17 protein-coding genes and 2 pseudogenes are annotated in these 18,308 nt (G+C 58.7%); 18 read left to right on the top strand and 1 reads right to left on the bottom strand.

Going from position 1 to position 18,308, the window contains the following annotated elements:
- Positions 1 to 58 precede the first annotated feature (58 nt).
- From AC559A_RS08890 to AC559A_RS08805, 18 genes and pseudogenes are all read left to right on the top strand, one after another.
- Entirely contained in the window at positions 59 to 2,515 is a 2,457-nt protein-coding gene (locus AC559A_RS08890; protein ID WP_498817558.1) for a homocysteine S-methyltransferase family protein, read from the top strand.
- 38 nt (positions 2,516 to 2,553) lie between these two features.
- The gene (locus tag AC559A_RS08885; RefSeq protein WP_498817556.1) at positions 2,554 to 3,045 is read left to right on the top strand and encodes a TlpA disulfide reductase family protein; all 492 of its coding nucleotides are present in this window, start codon (positions 2,554 to 2,556) and stop codon (positions 3,043 to 3,045) included.
- Entirely contained in the window at positions 3,042 to 3,518 is a 477-nt protein-coding gene (locus AC559A_RS08880) for an N-acetyltransferase (protein ID WP_028571569.1), read from the top strand. Before AC559A_RS08885 ends, AC559A_RS08880 begins: the two co-directional genes overlap by 4 nt.
- Positions 3,519 to 3,752: 234 nt before the next feature.
- A complete protein-coding gene (hpt, locus tag AC559A_RS08875; protein WP_498817554.1) occupies positions 3,753 to 4,280 on the top strand; it encodes a hypoxanthine phosphoribosyltransferase in 528 nt (175 codons plus the stop codon).
- An 89-nt stretch (positions 4,281 to 4,369) separates the two neighbouring features.
- A complete protein-coding gene (locus AC559A_RS08870; RefSeq protein ID WP_498817552.1) occupies positions 4,370 to 5,224 on the top strand; it encodes a DUF3426 domain-containing protein in 855 nt (284 codons plus the stop codon).
- A gap of 96 nt (positions 5,225 to 5,320) precedes the next feature.
- Positions 5,321 to 6,700, top strand: coding sequence for a DNA repair protein RadA (gene radA / locus AC559A_RS08865; protein WP_498817550.1), 1,380 nt, complete (start codon positions 5,321 to 5,323; stop codon positions 6,698 to 6,700).
- 147 nt (positions 6,701 to 6,847) lie between these two features.
- Positions 6,848 to 8,698 (top strand): malto-oligosyltrehalose trehalohydrolase, encoded by a 1,851-nt coding sequence (gene treZ, locus AC559A_RS08860; RefSeq protein ID WP_498817548.1) that lies wholly within the window; start codon positions 6,848 to 6,850, stop codon positions 8,696 to 8,698.
- A gap of 26 nt (positions 8,699 to 8,724) precedes the next feature.
- Positions 8,725 to 9,066, top strand: a complete 342-nt coding sequence (locus tag AC559A_RS08855) for a sll1863 family stress response protein (protein ID WP_498817546.1) — start codon at positions 8,725 to 8,727, stop codon at positions 9,064 to 9,066.
- 65 nt (positions 9,067 to 9,131) lie between these two features.
- Positions 9,132 to 9,236 (top strand): annotated as a pseudogene (locus tag AC559A_RS08850) (desulfoferrodoxin FeS4 iron-binding domain-containing protein); the annotation flags it as partial.
- 428 nt (positions 9,237 to 9,664) lie between these two features.
- Positions 9,665 to 10,024, top strand: a complete 360-nt coding sequence (locus AC559A_RS08845) for a CNNM domain-containing protein (RefSeq protein ID WP_498817545.1) — start codon at positions 9,665 to 9,667, stop codon at positions 10,022 to 10,024.
- Positions 9,931 to 13,098, top strand: coding sequence for a PEP/pyruvate-binding domain-containing protein (locus AC559A_RS08840; RefSeq protein WP_498817543.1), 3,168 nt, complete (start codon positions 9,931 to 9,933; stop codon positions 13,096 to 13,098). Before AC559A_RS08845 ends, AC559A_RS08840 begins: the two co-directional genes overlap by 94 nt.
- A 474-nt stretch (positions 13,099 to 13,572) precedes the next feature.
- A pseudogene (locus AC559A_RS08835) lies at positions 13,573 to 13,749 on the top strand (PEP/pyruvate-binding domain-containing protein); the annotation flags it as partial.
- Positions 13,721 to 14,071, top strand: a complete 351-nt coding sequence (locus tag AC559A_RS08830; protein ID WP_498817541.1) for a putative PEP-binding protein — start codon at positions 13,721 to 13,723, stop codon at positions 14,069 to 14,071. The pseudogene AC559A_RS08835 and the gene AC559A_RS08830, both read left to right, overlap by 29 nt.
- 57 nt (positions 14,072 to 14,128) lie before the next feature.
- Positions 14,129 to 15,082 (top strand): L-lactate dehydrogenase, encoded by a 954-nt coding sequence (locus AC559A_RS08825; protein ID WP_498817539.1) that lies wholly within the window; start codon positions 14,129 to 14,131, stop codon positions 15,080 to 15,082.
- Positions 15,083 to 15,154: 72 nt separating this feature from the next.
- Positions 15,155 to 15,463 (top strand): sll1863 family stress response protein, encoded by a 309-nt coding sequence (locus AC559A_RS08820; RefSeq protein ID WP_498817537.1) that lies wholly within the window; start codon positions 15,155 to 15,157, stop codon positions 15,461 to 15,463.
- Positions 15,464 to 15,532: 69 nt separating this feature from the next.
- The gene (locus AC559A_RS08815; RefSeq protein ID WP_498817535.1) at positions 15,533 to 15,820 is read left to right on the top strand and encodes a hypothetical protein; all 288 of its coding nucleotides are present in this window, start codon (positions 15,533 to 15,535) and stop codon (positions 15,818 to 15,820) included.
- A gap of 42 nt (positions 15,821 to 15,862) precedes the next feature.
- Positions 15,863 to 16,087 carry a hypothetical protein gene (locus AC559A_RS08810; protein WP_498817534.1) on the top strand — a complete coding sequence of 75 codons (225 nt, stop codon included), beginning with the start codon at positions 15,863 to 15,865 and terminating at the stop codon, positions 16,085 to 16,087.
- Positions 16,088 to 16,430: 343 nt separating this feature from the next.
- A complete protein-coding gene (locus AC559A_RS08805) occupies positions 16,431 to 17,648 on the top strand; it encodes a 2,3-bisphosphoglycerate-independent phosphoglycerate mutase (RefSeq protein WP_498817532.1) in 1,218 nt (405 codons plus the stop codon).
- A gap of 217 nt (positions 17,649 to 17,865) precedes the next feature.
- Here the strand turns inward: AC559A_RS08805 and AC559A_RS08800 are convergent.
- Positions 17,866 to 18,308: exopolysaccharide biosynthesis protein (locus AC559A_RS08800; protein WP_498817530.1), on the bottom strand; the 443-nt coding region annotated here is incomplete at its 5' end.

Below are 18,308 nucleotides of genomic sequence, written 5' to 3'. Positions count from 1 at the left end.
TCCCGCGTGGCCCCGATATACGTATATCCTTACTAGTCGAAGTCGGAGCGAAACCATAATGAGCCAAAAGGTCAGATCGCTGATTCAATCCGGAAAAATACTCCTGTTCGATGGGGCCATGGGGACGCAGCTTCAGGCCCGTGGGCTGCAACCCGGCCAATCGCCGGAAGAGTTCGGAGACCGCAATCCAGAGGTGATTGCTCGGATTCATGAGGATTATCTGAACGCCGGGGCAATGTTTTTGACCACGAACACCTTCGGCGGGACCCGGTTCAAACTGCCTTCCGGTCTCGACCCGCGCTCCTTCAACCGCAAGATGGCCGAAACGGCCCGGAGCGCCGCGGGAGACAAGGGGTTCGTGGCCGGCAGCGTCGGCCCCACCGGTGAACTGCTGGCGCCGTTGGGCAAGGTCGATTTTTCGGAGCTGGTGGACGCCTTCGCGGAACAGATCGCCGGACTGGCCCAGGGCGGCGCGGACCTGATTCAGATCGAGACCCAGTTCGACCTGGGTGAGATCCGGGCGGCCGTGGTGGCGGCCCGCCGGGTTTGCGATCTTCCCGTGGCCGTTTCCATGACCTTTGAATCCGGTTCCAGCTTGACCGGTACTTCGCCGCTGACCTTTCTGGACACCATGCAAAACCTCGGGGTGGACCTGATCGGGACCAATTGCAGCCTCGGTCCCGAGGGCCTGGAGGAAATCATCCGGGCCATGCTGCCCCGGGCGACCACGCCGCTTTTGGTCCAGCCCAACGCCGGATTGCCGGTGCTGGAGAACGGAAAGACGGTGTTTCCGCTGCAACCCCACCCCTTTGCCGAACGGATGCTTCGTTTTCCGGCTTTGGGCGTCCAGGGCGTGGGAGGCTGTTGCGGCACCAGTCCGGACCATATTCGAGCCATGGCCCAGGCTTTGCGGGACGTGGACGTCGCTGCGCTCGAGGCCCGCAATGTGACCGGAGGACCGGATCTGATCCTGACCTCCAGGGCCGTCTCGGTTTGTATCGGGCCTCGGGAGCCGTTGGTGATCATCGGCGAGCGGATCAATCCCACGGGCAAGAAGCAGTTGACCGCCCAGTTTCAGGCCGGAGAACATGCTCTGGCCCTGGACATGGCCGGGCAACAGATCGCCCAGGGGGCCGGAGTGCTGGACGTCAACGTCGGCGCGCCCATGGTGGACGAGACCGTTCTGCTGCCGGACCTCGTTTCCACCCTGACCGCCCGTTTTCCCACGCCCTTGAGCATCGACTCCAGTAAGCCGGAAGCCATCGAAGCGGCCTTGCGCCAGTATCCGGGGTCCCCCCTGGTGAATTCCATCAGCGGAGAAAGCGGCCGGATGGAAGTGTTGGGGCCGCTGTGCCGGACCTATGGCGCGCCGTTCATCCTTTTGCCCCTGGCCGGAAGCGACCTGCCTGAAACCGCGTCCCAGCGACTGAAGATCATTGAAAATCTGCTGCGCCGGGCCGAAGACCTCGGGATTCCCCGGCGTCTGATCATGGTGGACGCCCTGGCCCTGACGGTCTCCTCCAAGCCGGAGTCCGCGAAGCACTGTCTGCGGACCATCCGGGCTTGTCGGGAAGAATGGAGCCTGCCCACGGTGATCGGCCTGTCCAACATCTCCTTCGGCCTGCCGGCCCGGGAGCTGCTGAACAGCACGTTTTTGGCCATGGCCATGGCCCAAGGCCTCTGCGCGGTCATTGCCCATCCTGGGGCGCGGCGAGTACAGGAAACTTTGGCCGCCGGGGAAGTCCTGCTGGCCCGGGACGCCCAGGCCAAGAACTTTGTCGGAGGCTATGCCGACTGGAGCGCCGGGGGAGCCGGGTCCGCGGGCTCCGCGACCACCGGCCAGGGCGGCTCCACGGCCAAGCCCGCACTGACTCTCGGGGAAGCGGTGATCCAGGGCGACAAGGACCGGATCCTTGCTCTCCTGGAAACGGCGTTGCAAGACGGGGCCCAGCCTGGCACCTTGTTGGACGAGGAACTGATCCCGGCGATCATGGAAGTGGGGCGACGGTATGAAACCCGAGAGTTCTTTCTGCCCCAATTGATTCTTTCCGCGGAGACCATGCAGCGGGCCTTTGACCGGTTGACGCCCCTGCTCCGAGAGAGTGCCGGAGACGCGCAACGGGCCCGGATCATCATGGCCACGGTGGAAGGGGACATTCACGACATCGGCAAGAACATCGTCTGCCTGATGCTGCGCAACATGGGATTCGAGGTGCACGACCTGGGCAAAGACGTGCCTGCCGAGACCATCGTCCGGGCAGCCCAGGACAAACAGGCCGGTCTGATCGGCTTGTCCGCGCTGATGACCACGACCATGGTCCGCATGGAAGACACGGTCCGGATGGTCAAGGAACTCGGCCTCTCCACCAAGGTCATGGTGGGCGGGGCCGTGGTCACGGAGCACTTCGCGCAATCCATCGGCGCGGACGGGTACGCCCCGGACGCCGTGGCCGCGGTTCGCCTGGCCGCGAGATTGCTTGGAGAGGATGCCCGGAGCCGGGCCGAGGCTTCTTGATCGCCGCTCTTCGTTGTTCCGGCACAAGGGAGATGGACATGAAAAAAATGCTACTTCCCGCGCTCCTGTTGCTGGCCTTGGTCGCTTCGACTCCGTTTCGGGCCTGCTGGGCCAATGAAGCCGAGAGGACCGATGATTTGCCGGTAATGGACGTTCAGGGGTTTTTCGATTTTTTGCGTGAGCAGAGAGGCAAGGTGGTGGTCGTGGATTTTTGGGCCACTTGGTGCGGGCCGTGTCGCAAAAAGCTGCCGGCGCTGATGGCATGCCGAGACAGTTTTTCCGAGGAAGAGGTGGCCATGCTCGGTATTTCCCTGGACTTCAACCCCGCAACCCTGCGCAGTTTTCTGAAGGTCAATCAATTGAACTATCCAATATTCCTGGCTGAAGACGGCCTGGGCGCCGAACTGGGCGTAGGGGCCATCCCCTTGTTGCATGTCTACGACGCCGCCGGAGCATTGGTGATCGTCGAGGAAGGCCTGACATCCCCCGAAACACTGTGCCAGGACGTTGGCCGCTTAATCACCCCATGACCGAACCCTCCGCGATTTACATCCGTAAGGCCCGGATTCAGGACGTCCGCACCATCCACGGCTTGTTGATGGACTGTTCCAAGCAGGGCCTGTTGTTGCCGCGCTCCTACAATCAACTCTACAGCCACCTGCGGGACTTTTTCGTCCTGGCCCCGAGCCAGGGCGGGGCGATTCTCGGATGCTGCGCCTTGAGCATCGCCTGGGAGGATTTGGCCGAAGTCCGCTCCCTGGCCGTGGCTTCGGAGTGCCGAGGACAGGGCTGGGGGCGCCGACTGGTGGAAGCGTGTCTGAGCGACGCCATCACCTTGGGTATTTATCGAGTGTTCACACTGACTTATCAAGCGACTTTTTTCGAACGGATCGGATTTCAGGTGGTCAGCAAGGACAATCTGCCCCAGAAGGTCTGGGCCGATTGCCTGCACTGTCCCAAGTTCCCGGACTGCGACGAAATCGCCATGGCCATAGATATGTAATTTTTTTTGGTAACTCTTCAGCATTGAGTAATACCGTTACCGGAGTCGGGATCGGTATCGGGATCGAAAACGCTGGGATGCGTTCTCAATTCTTCTTGTTTCGATTCTGACTCCGATAGCGAAGCGCCGATACCGACCCCGATTGCCGGAGCAATCATGCTATCCAGGCTGCGTATACTGCGAAGAAGCTGAGCAGTTCCAAACTTTTAAAATTAAACTTTGTCCGAGTACTCCATGACCACATCCATGCAACTAATCATTGACGCCGAGGCCATTGCCAAACGAGTCCGGGAACTCGGAGCAAACATTTCCGAACATTACAGCGACGAGCCATTGATCATGGTCTGCGTGCTCAAAGGAGCGTTCATCTTTTTCGCCGACTTGGTGCGGGCCATGCCCATCGAGCCGGAAGTGGATTTTGTCCGCTTGGCCAGTTACGGTGCGCAGACTTCGCGCAAAGAGCGGATTCTGTTCACCAAGGACATGGAACTTCCCGTGCAGGACAAGCATGTGTTGGTGGTGGACGACATCGTGGATACCGGCCACTCCGCCTTGTATTTGCTGAACGTGTTGCGGATGCGCGGTGCGAAAAGTCTGCGCGTCTGCGCATTGATCGACAAGCGGGAACGGCGGGAAGTCGACGTGAGCGTGGATTTTCCTGGCTTCGTGCTTTCCGAGGGCTTTGTCATCGGCTACGGACTGGACTACGCGGAACGCTACCGTCATCTCCCGGCGGTCTATACCTTGAATGCGGACGTCTGACCGGAACATATTCCCGCTGGTCCCTTTTGTGCATGTGAACCGACGCGTGAAAAACTCGGAATGATCAGAGGAACACGAGGGGAAAAACGATGTTGATCCAATGTCCCAACTGCGACACCAAATACAATTTGAACGAATCCGTTATTGGTCCGGATGGATCGAAGGTCCGGTGCATCCGCTGCGACCATGTCTTTTTCGTTGCTCCGCCGGGCGCGGAGTTCGACGTCAAGTCCGAACAGACCCAGGGACAGGCCCATGAGCATGACCTGGACCAGGACCAGAAGGAAGACTTCGACTGGCTGGACGAGGTGGAGCCCGAAGAGGACGGCAAGGGCCGGACCAAGGACGGTGAGGAACGATATTCCGTGGAAATCCAGCCCACGGAAGAGCCGAAAAACAAGACCATGACCTATGTCGTGGCCGGTCTCGTGGTCGCGATCATCGCCCTGGCGGCGTTCCTGTATTCTCAAGGAGCCGTGGATACCGTTACGTCCTGGTTCGGTTCCTCCGAGCCCGAGCACGTCGCGGAGCCGGAAGTGCTCGGCCCGGAAGACGTGCACTTGGTTTCGTTGCAGAATGTGCGCCAGTATTTTGTCACCAACGAGAAAATCGGCCAGTTGTTCGTCATTGAGGGCAAGGCCCGCAACGATTTTCCGGCGCCCATGGAACTGTTCCGCATCGAGGCCAGTCTGTTCGACGCCGCCGGACAGGTGGTGGAGCGCCAGGAATTTTTGGCCGGTAACTCCGTCTCCTTGTTTCAGCTCCAAATTCTTTCGGAGCAGGAATTGGAGGCGGCCTTGAGCGCCCGGGTCGGCATCCTGACCAACAACACCAATATTCGTCCCGGAATGGACGTTCAGTTCATGGTTGTTTTTCCCAATCCCCCGGATACCGTTCAGGAATACGGATTGAAAGTCGTCGGCGCCCAGCATCCGCCGAGGTAGTTTTTTTCGGATACCTCCCGTTAAGGGCACGGCCCGCCGTACCCTAACGGGAGGATATTTGTCGACCGAACGGTATAACCCCGTCCATCCTCCCCGATGAAAACTCCCCCCGCCCTCCACATCTGTACCGACTGCGGGGCCCGGTCCCCGAGGTGGCAGGGACAGTGCCCGCGTTGCAAAGCGTGGAACACGCTCCAGGAAGCTCCAAAGTCCTCTCCGGTCCGCCGTGACATCCGGCCCATTTCCTCTCCCGTCAGTCTGACCGAAGGTGGCGACGCTCCAGCTTCGGCGTGGACAACCGGGCTTTCCGGGCTGGACGAGGTTCTGGGCGGCGGGCTGATGCCAGGGGCGTCCATGCTGGTGGGAGGAGAGCCGGGGATCGGCAAGTCCACGCTGCTTTTGCAACTGGCCGCCCAGGCGGCCGGGGGCGGCAGGCGGGTTGTCTATGTTTCCGGCGAGGAATCTTTAGGCCAGATCAAGGCCCGGGCCCAGCGGTTGGAAGCCCTGGTCCCCGGTCTGGACGCCCTGAGCACCAACCGGCTCGAAGACGTGCTGGCCATGCTGGAGGCCGGAACGCCTCCGGCCCTCTTGATCGTGGACTCGGTCCAGACCGTGTCCACGGAAGAGTCCGACGGTCTGCCCGGCAGCGTCAGCCAGGTCCGCACCGTGGCCACCCGCTTGGTGGAGAGCTGCAAGCAGTTAAACTGCTGTCTGATTCTGGTCGGGCACGTGACCAAGGACGGCTCCATCGCCGGCCCCAAGCTCCTGGAGCACATGGTGGACACAGTGCTCTCCCTGGAGGGTGATCGCCAACATATGTTCCGGTTGCTGCGGGTGCAGAAGAACCGCTTCGGCCCCAGCAACGAACTGCTGGTGTTCCAGATGGAGCAGCGCGGCTTGACCGTGGTTCCGGACCCTTCCACGTATTTCCTGGGCGACCGGGACCCAAGCTTGAGCGGCACGGCTCTGGTCATGGCCCTGGACGGCTATCGGCCCTTTGCCGTGGAGGTCCAGGCCCTGGCCACCAAGAGCTTCCTGGCCATGCCTCGCCGGACCGTCTTGGGCTTTGACGCCAACCGCCTGCACCTGCTTTTGGCCGTATTGGAAAAGCGCCTGCGCCTGCCCCTGGGCCAGTTCGACATCTATACCAAAATCGGCGGCGGCCTGCGTCTTCAGGATCCCGGCTTGGATCTGGGCGTGGTGGCCGCCGTATTGTCGTCCTTCCTGGACAAGCCCTTGCCCGAACGAGCCGTGCTCTGGGGTGAGGTGGACCTCAACGGCCAAGTCCGCCCGGTTCTGGGCCAGGACGTCCGCGACCGCCAGGCCCGACGCCTCGGCTACTCCCCCATCCTTACTCCTCGGAGCGCCGACACCCCTCAGGGCGTGACCAATGTCGCCGAACTGGCCAAACTCCTGTTCGGAAACGTCGGCTCTTCCACCCCCAACCTCGAAGTCGACCATTCCCCGCGAGCCTGACGGCCCATCGTCAACGATCCTCAGCAGGCCGTTGTCCGGAAAGTATAGCTTTGGCGTCTTGGCGAACTGCGGGCTACTTTAGATGGTGTGCACGGTTCGCACAGTGGTTCAATCTTTTCATTCTCACTCAGATCAAGGGAAACGAATATGAACAGACAGACTGTACCAAATAATCACATTCCCTTTGGCCCGATTCTCGAAGACAACGGCGTACGTTTCCGACTCTGGGCACCGGAAGCGAAGCAGGTGGACCTAGTCCTGGTGGGGCAGGATCAGGAGGAAAATGTAACCATGCCGGCAACTCAGGACGGTTGGCACGAGGTTCTGAATTCAGAGGCCGGGCCCGGTTCCCTGTATCATTTCAAAATCAACGACAAGACTCTGGTTCCGGACCCGGGTTCACGTTTTCAGCCGGAGGACGTTTTCGGACCGAGTCAGGTCGTGGATACCGCCGGGTTTACCTGGAAAAATCCGGATTGGAAGGGGCGGCCCTGGACGGAGACGGTGCTCTATGAATTGCATGTGGGCACGTTCACGACCGAAGGCACCTACGACGGAGTGCGGTCTCGTTTGCCGTATCTCAAGGACCTGGGCGTCACGGCGGTGGAACTGATGCCCCTGGCTGATTTTCCGGGCCGCCGCAATTGGGGCTACGACGGGGTTCTGCCCTTTGCCCCGGATTCGGCCTATGGCACGCCTGAAGACCTGCGACGTCTGATCGACGAGGCCCACGGGCTGGGGCTGATGGTTTTTCTGGACGTGGTCTACAACCATTTCGGCCCGGAAGGAAACTACCTGCATCTCTACGCTCCCCAGTTCTTCACCAATGCCCACCAGACGCCTTGGGGCGCGGCCATTGATTTTTCGGTGCCCCAGGTCCGGGACTTTTTCATCGCCAACGCCGTGTACTGGCTGCGGGAGTACCGGTTTGACGGTCTGCGCCTGGACGCGGTGCATGCCATCCAGGACGACGGGCCGGTGCATATTCTGGAGGAATTGACCCAGACCGTGGCCAAAGTCCTGCCCAAGGACCGGCACGTGCACCTGGTCCTGGAAAACGACGCCAATCAGGCCCGGTTTCTGGACCGGGCGGAAAACGGCGAACCGAAATACTACGTGGCCCAGTGGAACGATGACATTCATCACGTCTACCATGTGCTGGGCACCGAGGAGACCCAGGGCTACTATGCGGATTACGCGGACAACGTGCTGGACCGGCTGGGCCGGTGCCTGGCCCAGGGCTTCGCCTATCAGGGCAAGCCCTCACCCCACCGGGAGGACCAGGTTCGGGGTGAGCCCAGCTCTCATCTTCCGCCGGAAGCCTTCGTGGCTTTTATCCAGAACCACGACCAGATCGGCAACCGGGCCCTGGGAGATCGGCTGACCCGGTTGGCCCCGATGGAAAGACGCACGGCCCTTACGGCCATGTACCTGCTCAGCCCGCAGATCCCCATGCTCTACATGGGCGAGGAGTGGGCCTCGGAGCAGCCTTTTCCGTTTTTTTGCGACTTCCAGGGCGATCTGGCCGACGCGGTCCGGGAAGGCCGGCGCAAGGAGTTCGCGGCCTTTCCCGAGTTCGCCGACCCTGCCATGCGCGAGCGCATCCCGGACCCCAACGACCCGGCCACGGCCCTGAGCGCCGTTTTGAACTGGGATGAGCGCTATTCCGTGGAGCACTCCCAATGGCTGACCTTCTACCGGGATCTCCTGGCCCTGCGCCAGGAGCGCATCGTGCCCCTGCTGGGACTGATCCAGCCCAAAGCCGCAACTTGGCACATCCAGGCGTCCAGTGTGCTGACCGTGGACTGGCCCTTGACCGATGGCCGCGTCCTGCGCATGACGGGCAATCTCGGTTCCAAGCTGTTCCTGACGAACTTTGACCTGAAAACTGATCCTGATTCACTGGATATCATCTATGTTTCGCCTTCCGCTCAACGAAAAAAAAGTGGCGTGGAATTGGAGGGCTGGGGCGTAATGTGGACCGTGGTCCCAAAATGACGAATTGAACAAGGAGGCAACAGATCATGTCGGAAACAAGAGATGCGTATATCCAGAAACTGAAAGCCAAGATTGATGAATGGAACGCGGATATCGACAAATTGACGGCCAAGGCGGACCAGGCCGAAGCGGACGCAAAAATCAAGTATCAGCAGGAACTTGAAGAGTTGCGGGCAAAGCGCCAAGAGTTGGAAGACATGATTGCCGATCTCCAAAATGCCGGAGAATCCGCCTGGGAAGAACTCAAGCAGGGCGTCGAATCGTCGTGGGAGGTCTGGAAGGCAAGCTTTTCCCGGGCGAAAACCGCTTTTGAAAAGGGGTATCAGGAAGGCCGGGAAGAAGGGCGGAGCAAGAAGCGAGAAGAGTAGCCTTTGGTGCAACTCTGCACTTCGTGTTTTTGTCTCACAACATCTAACAATACCAGGAGGTTTTCATGCCCAGCGTCGGAGAAAGCTACAAGTGTGAATTGTGCGGCAATGTCGTGGAAGTGAAAGAGGCCGGTGGCGGAGAGCTGGTCTGCTGCGGCGAACCGATGAAAAAGGCGGTTTTCAAGGAGAATGTCTGGATGAGCGTCGGCACCGGGGAAACATCAAACGAATAATGACATGCGTGTGACACCTCCCAGGCATCTCAAAGCCAGCTGAACCCGTCCGACAGCAGAGTGGACCGGCAAGTTGCCGCCACTCTGCTGTTTTTTATTGTGAATTCATCCGATCGTTCCCACGCTCCAGCGTCCCGAATAATAGCAGTCATGGCCAGAAGCCGATATGTCATCCAGGAGCCGGAAAAGCCCCATTTTTTGGCCTGCACCGTCGTCGCATGGCTGCCTCGGGCAGCCGGTGCTGGTCGGAATTGATCCCTGGTGCTGAACAAGACGGGACGCTGGAGCGTCCCCTGCTGCGTTCCCACGCTGGAGCGTGGGAACGATAATCAGCATTCATCGAGCCTGAACATAGGAGGATTCACGTGTCCTACGCTTCTCTCGAAGCCGTGTTCATTCTTGTCCTGATTCTGGTCAATGGTTTTTTCGCCATGTCCGAGATGGCCTTGATGGCGGCGCGCAAGGCGCGGCTCAAGACATTGGGGGATGAGGGCAGTCGCAGGGCCCGCGTAGCGTTGCTGCTGAAGAACAAGATGGACAAGTTTTTGTCCACGGCCCAGATCGGGATTACCATGGTTGCCATTTTGACCGGGGCCGTGAGTGCTGAACCTCAAAAAACAAAGGCGCCAATATGCCCAAATCCGAAGCGAAAAACCGATGCTTTCTTTTGGTGGACGAACAGTCCCCCTATGCGGAAATATACAGTCAGTTCAAGAATTTTTTAGAGAACAATTACGCGGCACTCGACGCCATGGCCGAGATGGAAACGGCCTATCATGGCGGCCGGGTCCTGAGTGCCGCGGAAATCAATACCAAGCTGGGCCTGCTGTTGCAGTCGGTCAAGGCCATGGCCTCGTCCATGCAGATCTTGCGCGGGGAACGATATGCCAAGTTGGAGCGCGTGGTGGAGAAGATTGGCGCCGAGGTTTTGGCCGAGTTGCAGCCCATGGCCGAATCCCGGAAAGAATTGGTATTGCCGTTGACGGACATTACTCCGGAAATGGTCACCTTCGTCGGGGCCAAGGCCACGAATTTGGGGATCATGGCCGGTCAACTGGACCTGCCGGTCCCCCCCGGCTTTGTGATCACGGCCGAGGGGTTTCGGACCTACCTGCGGGAGAACGAGCTTCAGGAGACGTTCAAGCAGGAGCTGGACAAACTGCGCTCGGATTCCCAGGATGAGGTGGACAGCGCCAGTAGAAAGCTCCGGCAAGCCGTGCTCCAGGCTGAAATGCCGCAGGAGCTGAACAAGGCGATCACCGAGGCCTATGCCGCGTTGGAACAAAGCTATGGGGAGAACTGTCCGGTGGCCGTGCGCAGCAGCGCGGTGGGCGAAGACGGCGAAGTGTCCTTTGCCGGACAGTACACCTCGGTCCTGGGAGTGGACAAGGCCGGGCTCTTGCAAGCCTATCAACGTGTCGTGGCGAGCAAATACGGTGCCCGGGCCCTGACGTATCGCATGCAGCATGGCTTGACGGACGAGGAAACGCCCATGGCCGTGCTGGTGCTGCCCATGGTGGACGCCATGGGCAGCGGCGTCCTGTACAGCGTGGACCCTTCCGGCGCGAAACCCGATGAACTGACCGTCTCCGCGGTTTGGGGGCTGGGGGAGGCGCTGGTGGGGGGAGAGCAAAGTCCGGATGTCTACCGGGTCCGAAAAGACAAACTCAGCGTGGTGGGTCGCGACATCGCCCGCAAGCAGACAATGCTTGTTCTGGATGACCAGGGCGGCACCCGGACCGAGGACGTCTCCGCCGAGCGGCAAGACACGCCGGTATTGGACGACCGGCATATTGAAATGTTGACCCGCTATGGCATCCAACTGGAGGAGTATTTCCAGAGCCCCCAAGACATTGAGTGGGCCATTGACCAGAAGGGCCGCATCCGGATCCTGCAGGTTCGTCCGTTGAAGGTGGCGGAAAAGGCTTCGACGAAACGGTCGGAGATTGACTCGGCCAAGCATCCGGTGCTGCTCAGCGCCGGCAAGACCGCATCCCCGGGGCTGGCTGCAGGGGAGGCTTTTGTGGTTACCTCCGCGGATCCTGGGAATGTCCCCGAAGGAGTGATTCTGGTGGCTCGGACCACCTCTCCGGAACTCGCCCGGTACATGTCCGTGGTTCAGGGGGTGATCACGGACATGGGCGCGGTGGGCAGCCATCTGGCCTCAGTGGCCCGGGAGTTCGGCATCCCCGCGATCGTGGACGCCAAGGAGGCGACCCATCGGATCGACCAGGGTACAGAGATCACCATGGATGCCGGGACCACGACGGTTTACGCGGGGCGCATCCAGGACTGGCTTGACCAAACCCCGGTCTTTTCGCGTCAGGCCATGCCGGGGGCGATGCACCGGCGATTGGGCGCGATCATGGAAAAAATCTCGCCCTTGAACCTGACGGATCCAGCGGCCGAAACCTTCTCCCCGGACCATTGCCGGACCATTCACGACGTGATCCGCTATCTGCATGAAAAGAGCATCACAGAGATGTTTTCCCTGTCCGACGATGCGCACCATGAGCAACACCCTTCCGCGGAACTGGTCACGGACATCCCCTTGCGCATTCGGATCATTGACCTGGGCGGTGGCCTGGATTCCGATGTTACAAGCTGCGACACCGTCTCACCGGACCAGGTCCGGTCCATCCCCTTGCAGGCCCTTTGGCACGGATTGACCCACCCGGGACTGAACTGGTCCAGTTCCGTGGACCTGAATCTGCGCAATCTGGGTGGCCTGATGGCCGGTGGCGGCCTGGGAGAAATGGAGCGCGGCGGGGAGCAGCACAGCTACGCCCTGGTGGCCCGGGATTATCTAAACCTCAATGCCAAGTTCGGATTCCATTACGCCAACCTGGATGTCCTTTGCGCGGAAGAGGGATCGGGCAACCACGTGACGTTCCAGTTTTCCGGCGGGGCCGGCGGGTATTACGGCAAATCGCTGCGAGTCCTGCTGTTGGCGAACATCCTTCAAAAACTCGATTTTCAGACCGAAACCAAAGGGGATTTTCTTTCAGCCTCCTTGAAGGGGTACGACGCACCTCTGGTCCTGGAAAAGCTGGATCATTTGGGTCGCTTGCTGGCATGCAGCCGGCTCTTGGACGTGGCCCTGGAAGACGAAAAGGACGTGGACCGCTTGACCGAAATGTTTTTCAACGCAGACTACGACTTCTTGGCCAAAACCGGACAAGACGGCGTTCCTGGCTTCTACCTCCGCGAGGGGCACTGGAGCCAACTGGAAGAAGACGGGGAACGCATCCTTCGTCAGGACGGCGGCAAGCTCGTCGATCCGGTTTCCTCTGGTTTGGCCTGTTTGCTGGGCAAGGTCACGGGCTCGGGCTACCATTCCTTCCTGGAATCCATCAAGGCGTATTCTTATTTTCCCTTGGCCATTGCCAAGGAAAGCCACCTTGAAAGCGGTTCCGTCAAGGTCACGGCCAGATGCGAGTCCGGGTGCATCGACATGGCCGCCGGGCTGGTTTTTGGTTTGACCAATGCCGGTAATTACTTTGTTTTTCGGATCGACGCCCTGAAAGGCAATGCCGCATTATTCCGCTTCGTCAGAGGCACACGTCATGAATTGGCCAAAACGGAATTCGTGCTGGAAACAGGGCAATGGTACGAACTGGCCGTTGCCGTCCAGGGAAGCACTGTCCAGGCAAGCATGGACGGCAGCGTGGTGCTGGAAGTCCAGGCCGAAGATCCTGTTCAGGGTTTCTGCGGCCTCTGGTCCAAGGCTGACGCGGTTGTCTCCTTCAAGCAGATGGTCGCACAGGATGAGCATGGAGAACGCAATTTGCTGGTGTAACCTGTTTCCAGCTGGATATATTTGTCCCGTCTTGGGTGCATGAGACTTATGTCGTCCCTTCAGGACTCGATGATTGGGGGAGACCATTTTTCGGTGGTTGAAACCACCGGCTTTACGATTGAATCCCTTCAGGATTACAGTAATATTTACGGTAACGTACCAATCGAGTACCAGTACCATTTATGTGTAGTTGCGTTAAATTTAAACTTTCAGTCTAACCGAGTATAACTCCTCATGCTCCTTCCCGCCTTTCCACTCGGAAACGCGAAACTTCGGACTGCCATGCTCCAGAGTGCACCGTTTCCCCCATCGAAATACAGGGTTTCCCGTATATCCTCCGAGCGTGCAATACCCACATAATGGGAACTTCCTGGCGCCAATGCCCACGGATCGACGGGCCTACGGCCCGACGGCCGGACGGACGCAATACCGTCACCAAGCGACATTGGTGGAACAGCAACAACGGAGGATCCCATGCAGGACACGAATTCCGAGACCCAATACATCAGCTGGTTTGAAGACCTGAGTTCGAAGGACGTCGATACGGTGGGGGGCAAGAACGCCTCGCTGGGCGAGATGATCAGGGAATTGAAAAAAAAGGACATCCAGGTCCCGGACGGGTTTGCCACGACCACGCAGGCCGATTCTGGAGGCCAAGGCCTTCGCGAAACGGTTCAACGGCTTTTCCATCGGGTCCAACGATCTGACCCAGCTCGTGCTGGGCATCATCCGGGACGCGGAACAGTTGGCCGAACTCTTCGATCAAAGCGAGGAATCGATCAAGCGATTGATTCGGATGCTCATCGATGCCGCGCACACGGCCGGAAGTCCGGTGGTCATCTGCGGCGAGGCCCCCAGCAACGATCCGGAGTTCGCCGCTTTCCTGGTCCGGTCCGGCATCGACTCCATCTCTCTGCAGCCGAACAGCGTACTGCAGGTCATTCAGCGCGTGGCGGAAATTGAGAGCGAATGAGCGGTTTTGGGGCAAGATTCAATCATGACGGGAAAGTGAAACAAACAAGGAGTTCCTATGCAGGATAATTTGTACAGACACCGCAAGGTGACCATTGTCGGTACCGGGCTGGTGGGCATGTCCTATGCCTATGCCCTGTGCATCAAGGGGCTGGTTCGGGAGATCGGGCTGGTGAACCGCACCGCGGCCCGGGCCGAGGGCGAGGCCATGGATTTGAGCCAGGGGTTGCCCTTCACCAAGCCCATCGACATCCGTGCCGGCGGCTACGAGATGTGCAAGGGTGCCCATATCGTGGTTATCGCCGCGGGCGCGAATCAGGAAGAAGGGGAGACCCGTCTGGATCTGGCCAAGCGCAACGTGAAGATCGTCGAGGATATTGTGCCCAAAATAATAGAGCACAACCCCGATGCAATCCTGCTGATGGTCAGCAATCCCGTGGACATCCTGACCCAAGTGGCCTTGAAGGTTTCCGGGCTGCCTCCGGGGCGGGTGATCAGCTCGGGCACCGTCCTGGACACCATGCGTTTCCGGCATCTGCTGTCCGAGTATTACGACGTGGACGCCCGAAACGTGCACGGCTATGTGATCGGCGAGCACGGCGACAGCGAGGTGCTGGTTTGGAGTCGGGTAAATATCGCCGGCATTCCGCTGATGGACTATTGCGAGGCCTGCGGCAAATCCATTGAAGCCAAGAAGCAGGAGATCGACGACGACGTGCGGAATGCCGCCTATCACGTGATCAAGCGCAAGCAGGCCACCTACTACGCCATCGGCCTGGCCATGGTCCGGATCACCGAGGCCGTGCTGATGAATCAGAACAGCGTGCTCACCGTGGGCACCTTGATGCAGGGGGTGTATGGGTTGCAGGATGTCAGCCTGTCTTTACCGTGCGTGGTGGGCGCAAAAGGCATCGAGCAGGTGCTGGCCAATCCCCTGGCCGAAAACGAGGAGCAGGGCTTGCGCAAATCAGCCCAGGTTTTGCGGGAGGGGTTGGATTCGGTTGGGTATTGATCTTCCGGATTGGCCGGGTTGGCCAGACAAGCAGCACAATTCACAATTACCAGCAACCAGGAGGAAACGACCATGTCCGAGAATCGAGAAGCCTATGTTGAGAAATTCAAAGCAAAGATTGATGAATGGAACGCTGATATTGACAAACTGTCGGCCAAGGCCAGGCAGGTCAAGGCCGAGAAGGAAGTGGAGTACCGGGAACAAATCGAGTCCCTGCGCTCCAAGCGCGCAGAACTGGAAAGCAAATTGGAACAGCTGCAGCAGGCCAGTGAATCCACCTGGGAAGACCTCAAAAAAGGCGTCGAGACTTCCTGGGACGCGCTGAAGGAAGGGTATTCGGCGGCCAAGGCCCGCTTTGAGCGGGATGTTGAAAAGAAATAAGCTTGCCGTCTATTGAACATCTATTGTGACGGAGCACACAGCTTTTTACGATTGAATGGAGGATATACAATGTATTTACTGAAGAAATTGCTGTATTTTAGTTTTTTGCTGGGCTTGAGTGCATTGCTCCTGGCCTGCTCTGAACAGGGGCCGGCCGAGCAGGCTGGGGAGCAGGTTGATGAAGCCGTCGAATCCATTCAGGACACCGTGGATCCCTCCGGCCCGGCGGAACGGGCTGGAGAAACGATCGACGATGCCACCGAGAGCATCGGCGACGCTCTGAGTCCATCCGGTCCGGCCGAGGAGGCGGGTGAAGAAGTGGATGAGGCCATCGAGAGCGTCACTGGGAACAATTAACCGAACAAGGTAAGCACGGGCCATCCCTCGTCGTGACGCGGGATGGCCTTTTTTTTTGAAAACCAGTTTGGCTTCCTGGTTCATCAGTCCCCGAGAAATGGGCTGATTCTGCTCCGCTACGCCTCTTTGCGGAGCAAAATACAGCTTCGCAAGGATGCATTGCGCTTCGGGGTGGCCGCCGGCGCAGCGGCGGTCATGACGCCGGGGTCCGAGCTATGCCGCCGAGAGGACGCGGAACGCCTGTATCAGCAAATCAGGAAGGGGTGATTCGGTGTTATTGGCGCACGTCGGCTTTATCGTTCCCACGCTCCAGCGTGGGAACGCAGCCAGGGGTGCTTCAACGATGCGGGCGGTTCATTATTCAAAAATACGCTGTATCTCTTCAGCATAGAGTAATACCGTTGCCGGGGGCGGAGTTGGGATCGGCGCTTCGCTATCGGGATCGAAAACGCTGGGAAGCGTCCATAATATTTCCTGTTCCGATTCCGATTCCGATAGCGACCCCGACTCCGATTGCCGGAGCAAGGGCGGACACAAAATGTGTTGAGTAGATACAATACGCTCAGAAAACTATCTCAGGCCGGATGAACCGTAAAAGGAAAGGGACCACATGCAGATTGATTTCAATATACTTCGAACACTGGCCAAGCCGGCGGACACAAAAATTGTGCTGCTGGTCATCGACGGGTTGGGCGGCCTTTCCGGCGGCAATGCCGTCGGCACGGAACTCGAGGCCGCGAAAACACCAAACATGGATGCCCTGGTCCAGCGCTGTATTTGCGGCTTGCACACGCCGTATGCCGACGGGGTAACCCTGGGCAGTGGGCCGGCGCATTTGGCAATTTTTGGCTATAATCCGCAACAATACCAAGTGGGTCGTGGAGTGCTCGCGGCACTGGGCGTGAATTTTGACCTGCGCTCCGAAGATGTGGCTGTTCGCGGTAACTTCTGCAGCGTGGATCAGGAAGGTCGGGTCACGGATCGCCGCGCCGGGCGTATCAGCACCGAGGTCACCGCGAAAAAGCTGGAACTGTTGCGGGATATTGAACTTGAAGGCGTTGAGCTGTTTCTGGAACCGGTCAAGGACTACCGTTTTCTGCTTGTCCTGCGCGGTGAGGATCTGGGCGCGGAGGTGTTGGACACCGATCCTCAGGCGACTGGAAAGGAGCCATTGCAGGCAAAATCCAAAAAGAGAGACGATGCGGCTTCAGAAAAGACCGCGCACATGGTGAATGAGTTTGTGCGACAGGCAGCGCAACGGCTCAAGAAAGAAGACCCCGCGAACATGGTTTTACTGCGGGGGTTTTCCCAGCGTCCGGCTTGGCCCGGCTTGGCCGGTACCTACGGAGTCAAGGCGGCCGCACTGGCCAACTATCCCATGTATCGCGGCGCGGCCAGGCTCGTGGGCATGGATGCGCTTGAATGCGAAAATTTTGATGCTTCTCTGCAAATGTTGAAGGACGATTGGAAGGATTACGACTTTTTTTTCGTCCACTACAAGCCTACGGACAGTGCCGGTGAAGACGGCGATTTTGATCGCAAGGTTTCATTGATCGAGGAAGTGGATGGAAAAATCCCGGAGATACTGCACCTGGAGCCGGACGTCATCTGCATTACCGGGGACCATTCCACACCATCCGCTCTGCGTGCGCACAGTTGGCATCCCGTGCCGCTGATGATCGGATCACCGTATTGCCGCCCCGACGGCGTGCGTCACTTTTCGGAAACAGCCTGCATCGCCGGCGGCCTGGGTCCTCGTTTCCCCGCCATATCCATCGTGCCGTTGCTTATGGCCAATGGCCTGCGCCTGGACAAGTTCGGCGCGTAACCATTCGATGATGTCACTGCAAAAGTCCAAAAAACGTCTTTGCGGGACGTAACACTAATAATATAATATTCTGTTTTTATTCAACATTCAACCATCAACTATCAACAAGCTTGGTGCAAAATGACTTTTTTTGCACCAAGCTCGGTATATGCCCAGTTCGGGCCGCCCGCAATGTATACCAGTATCAATGTCAGTGTAGAATTGCTGTTTGCAGAATTCATAGGAAATGAGAAATAACCAGGCCAGTGGTGGCGGCCGTGAATATGTAGGCAAGCAGCGCCAGAAATCCGTCGCGGACGACCAGCGAAAGGCCGAGTATGGTGAGTGCAACCCCGGCACTTGTGGCCAAAAAAGGCACCAACTCCATTGCCGGCAAGCCGACGGCTATGAAGATGCAGAACAGTGCGATGAAGTATGTTCCGGTCCGGCGGACCAGAATAGTCAGACGTGGTCGGAGCCAGCGATCAATGACGCGGGCATACGGACGCGAAAATTTCAGCGCCTTTTCGAGCCTGTTATGAGCCACGGAGCGTTGCAGCAGCCAAAACGGCAGCCAAAAATGTTTGGCTCTTCGACGTTGGACGTGGAATTGGCAATTCTCCCCTGTGGTACTATCTGTATTCGGAGTGAGTGGTTTTCGATCCCTGTTTTCCAGGAGAT

This window comes from Desulfonatronum zhilinae (assembly GCF_900182865.1).
In the GTDB taxonomy this organism is placed as follows: Bacteria; Desulfobacterota; Desulfovibrionia; order Desulfovibrionales; family Desulfonatronaceae; genus Desulfonatronum; species Desulfonatronum lacustre.
This window is presented reverse-complemented; position numbering and strand designations above follow the sequence as displayed.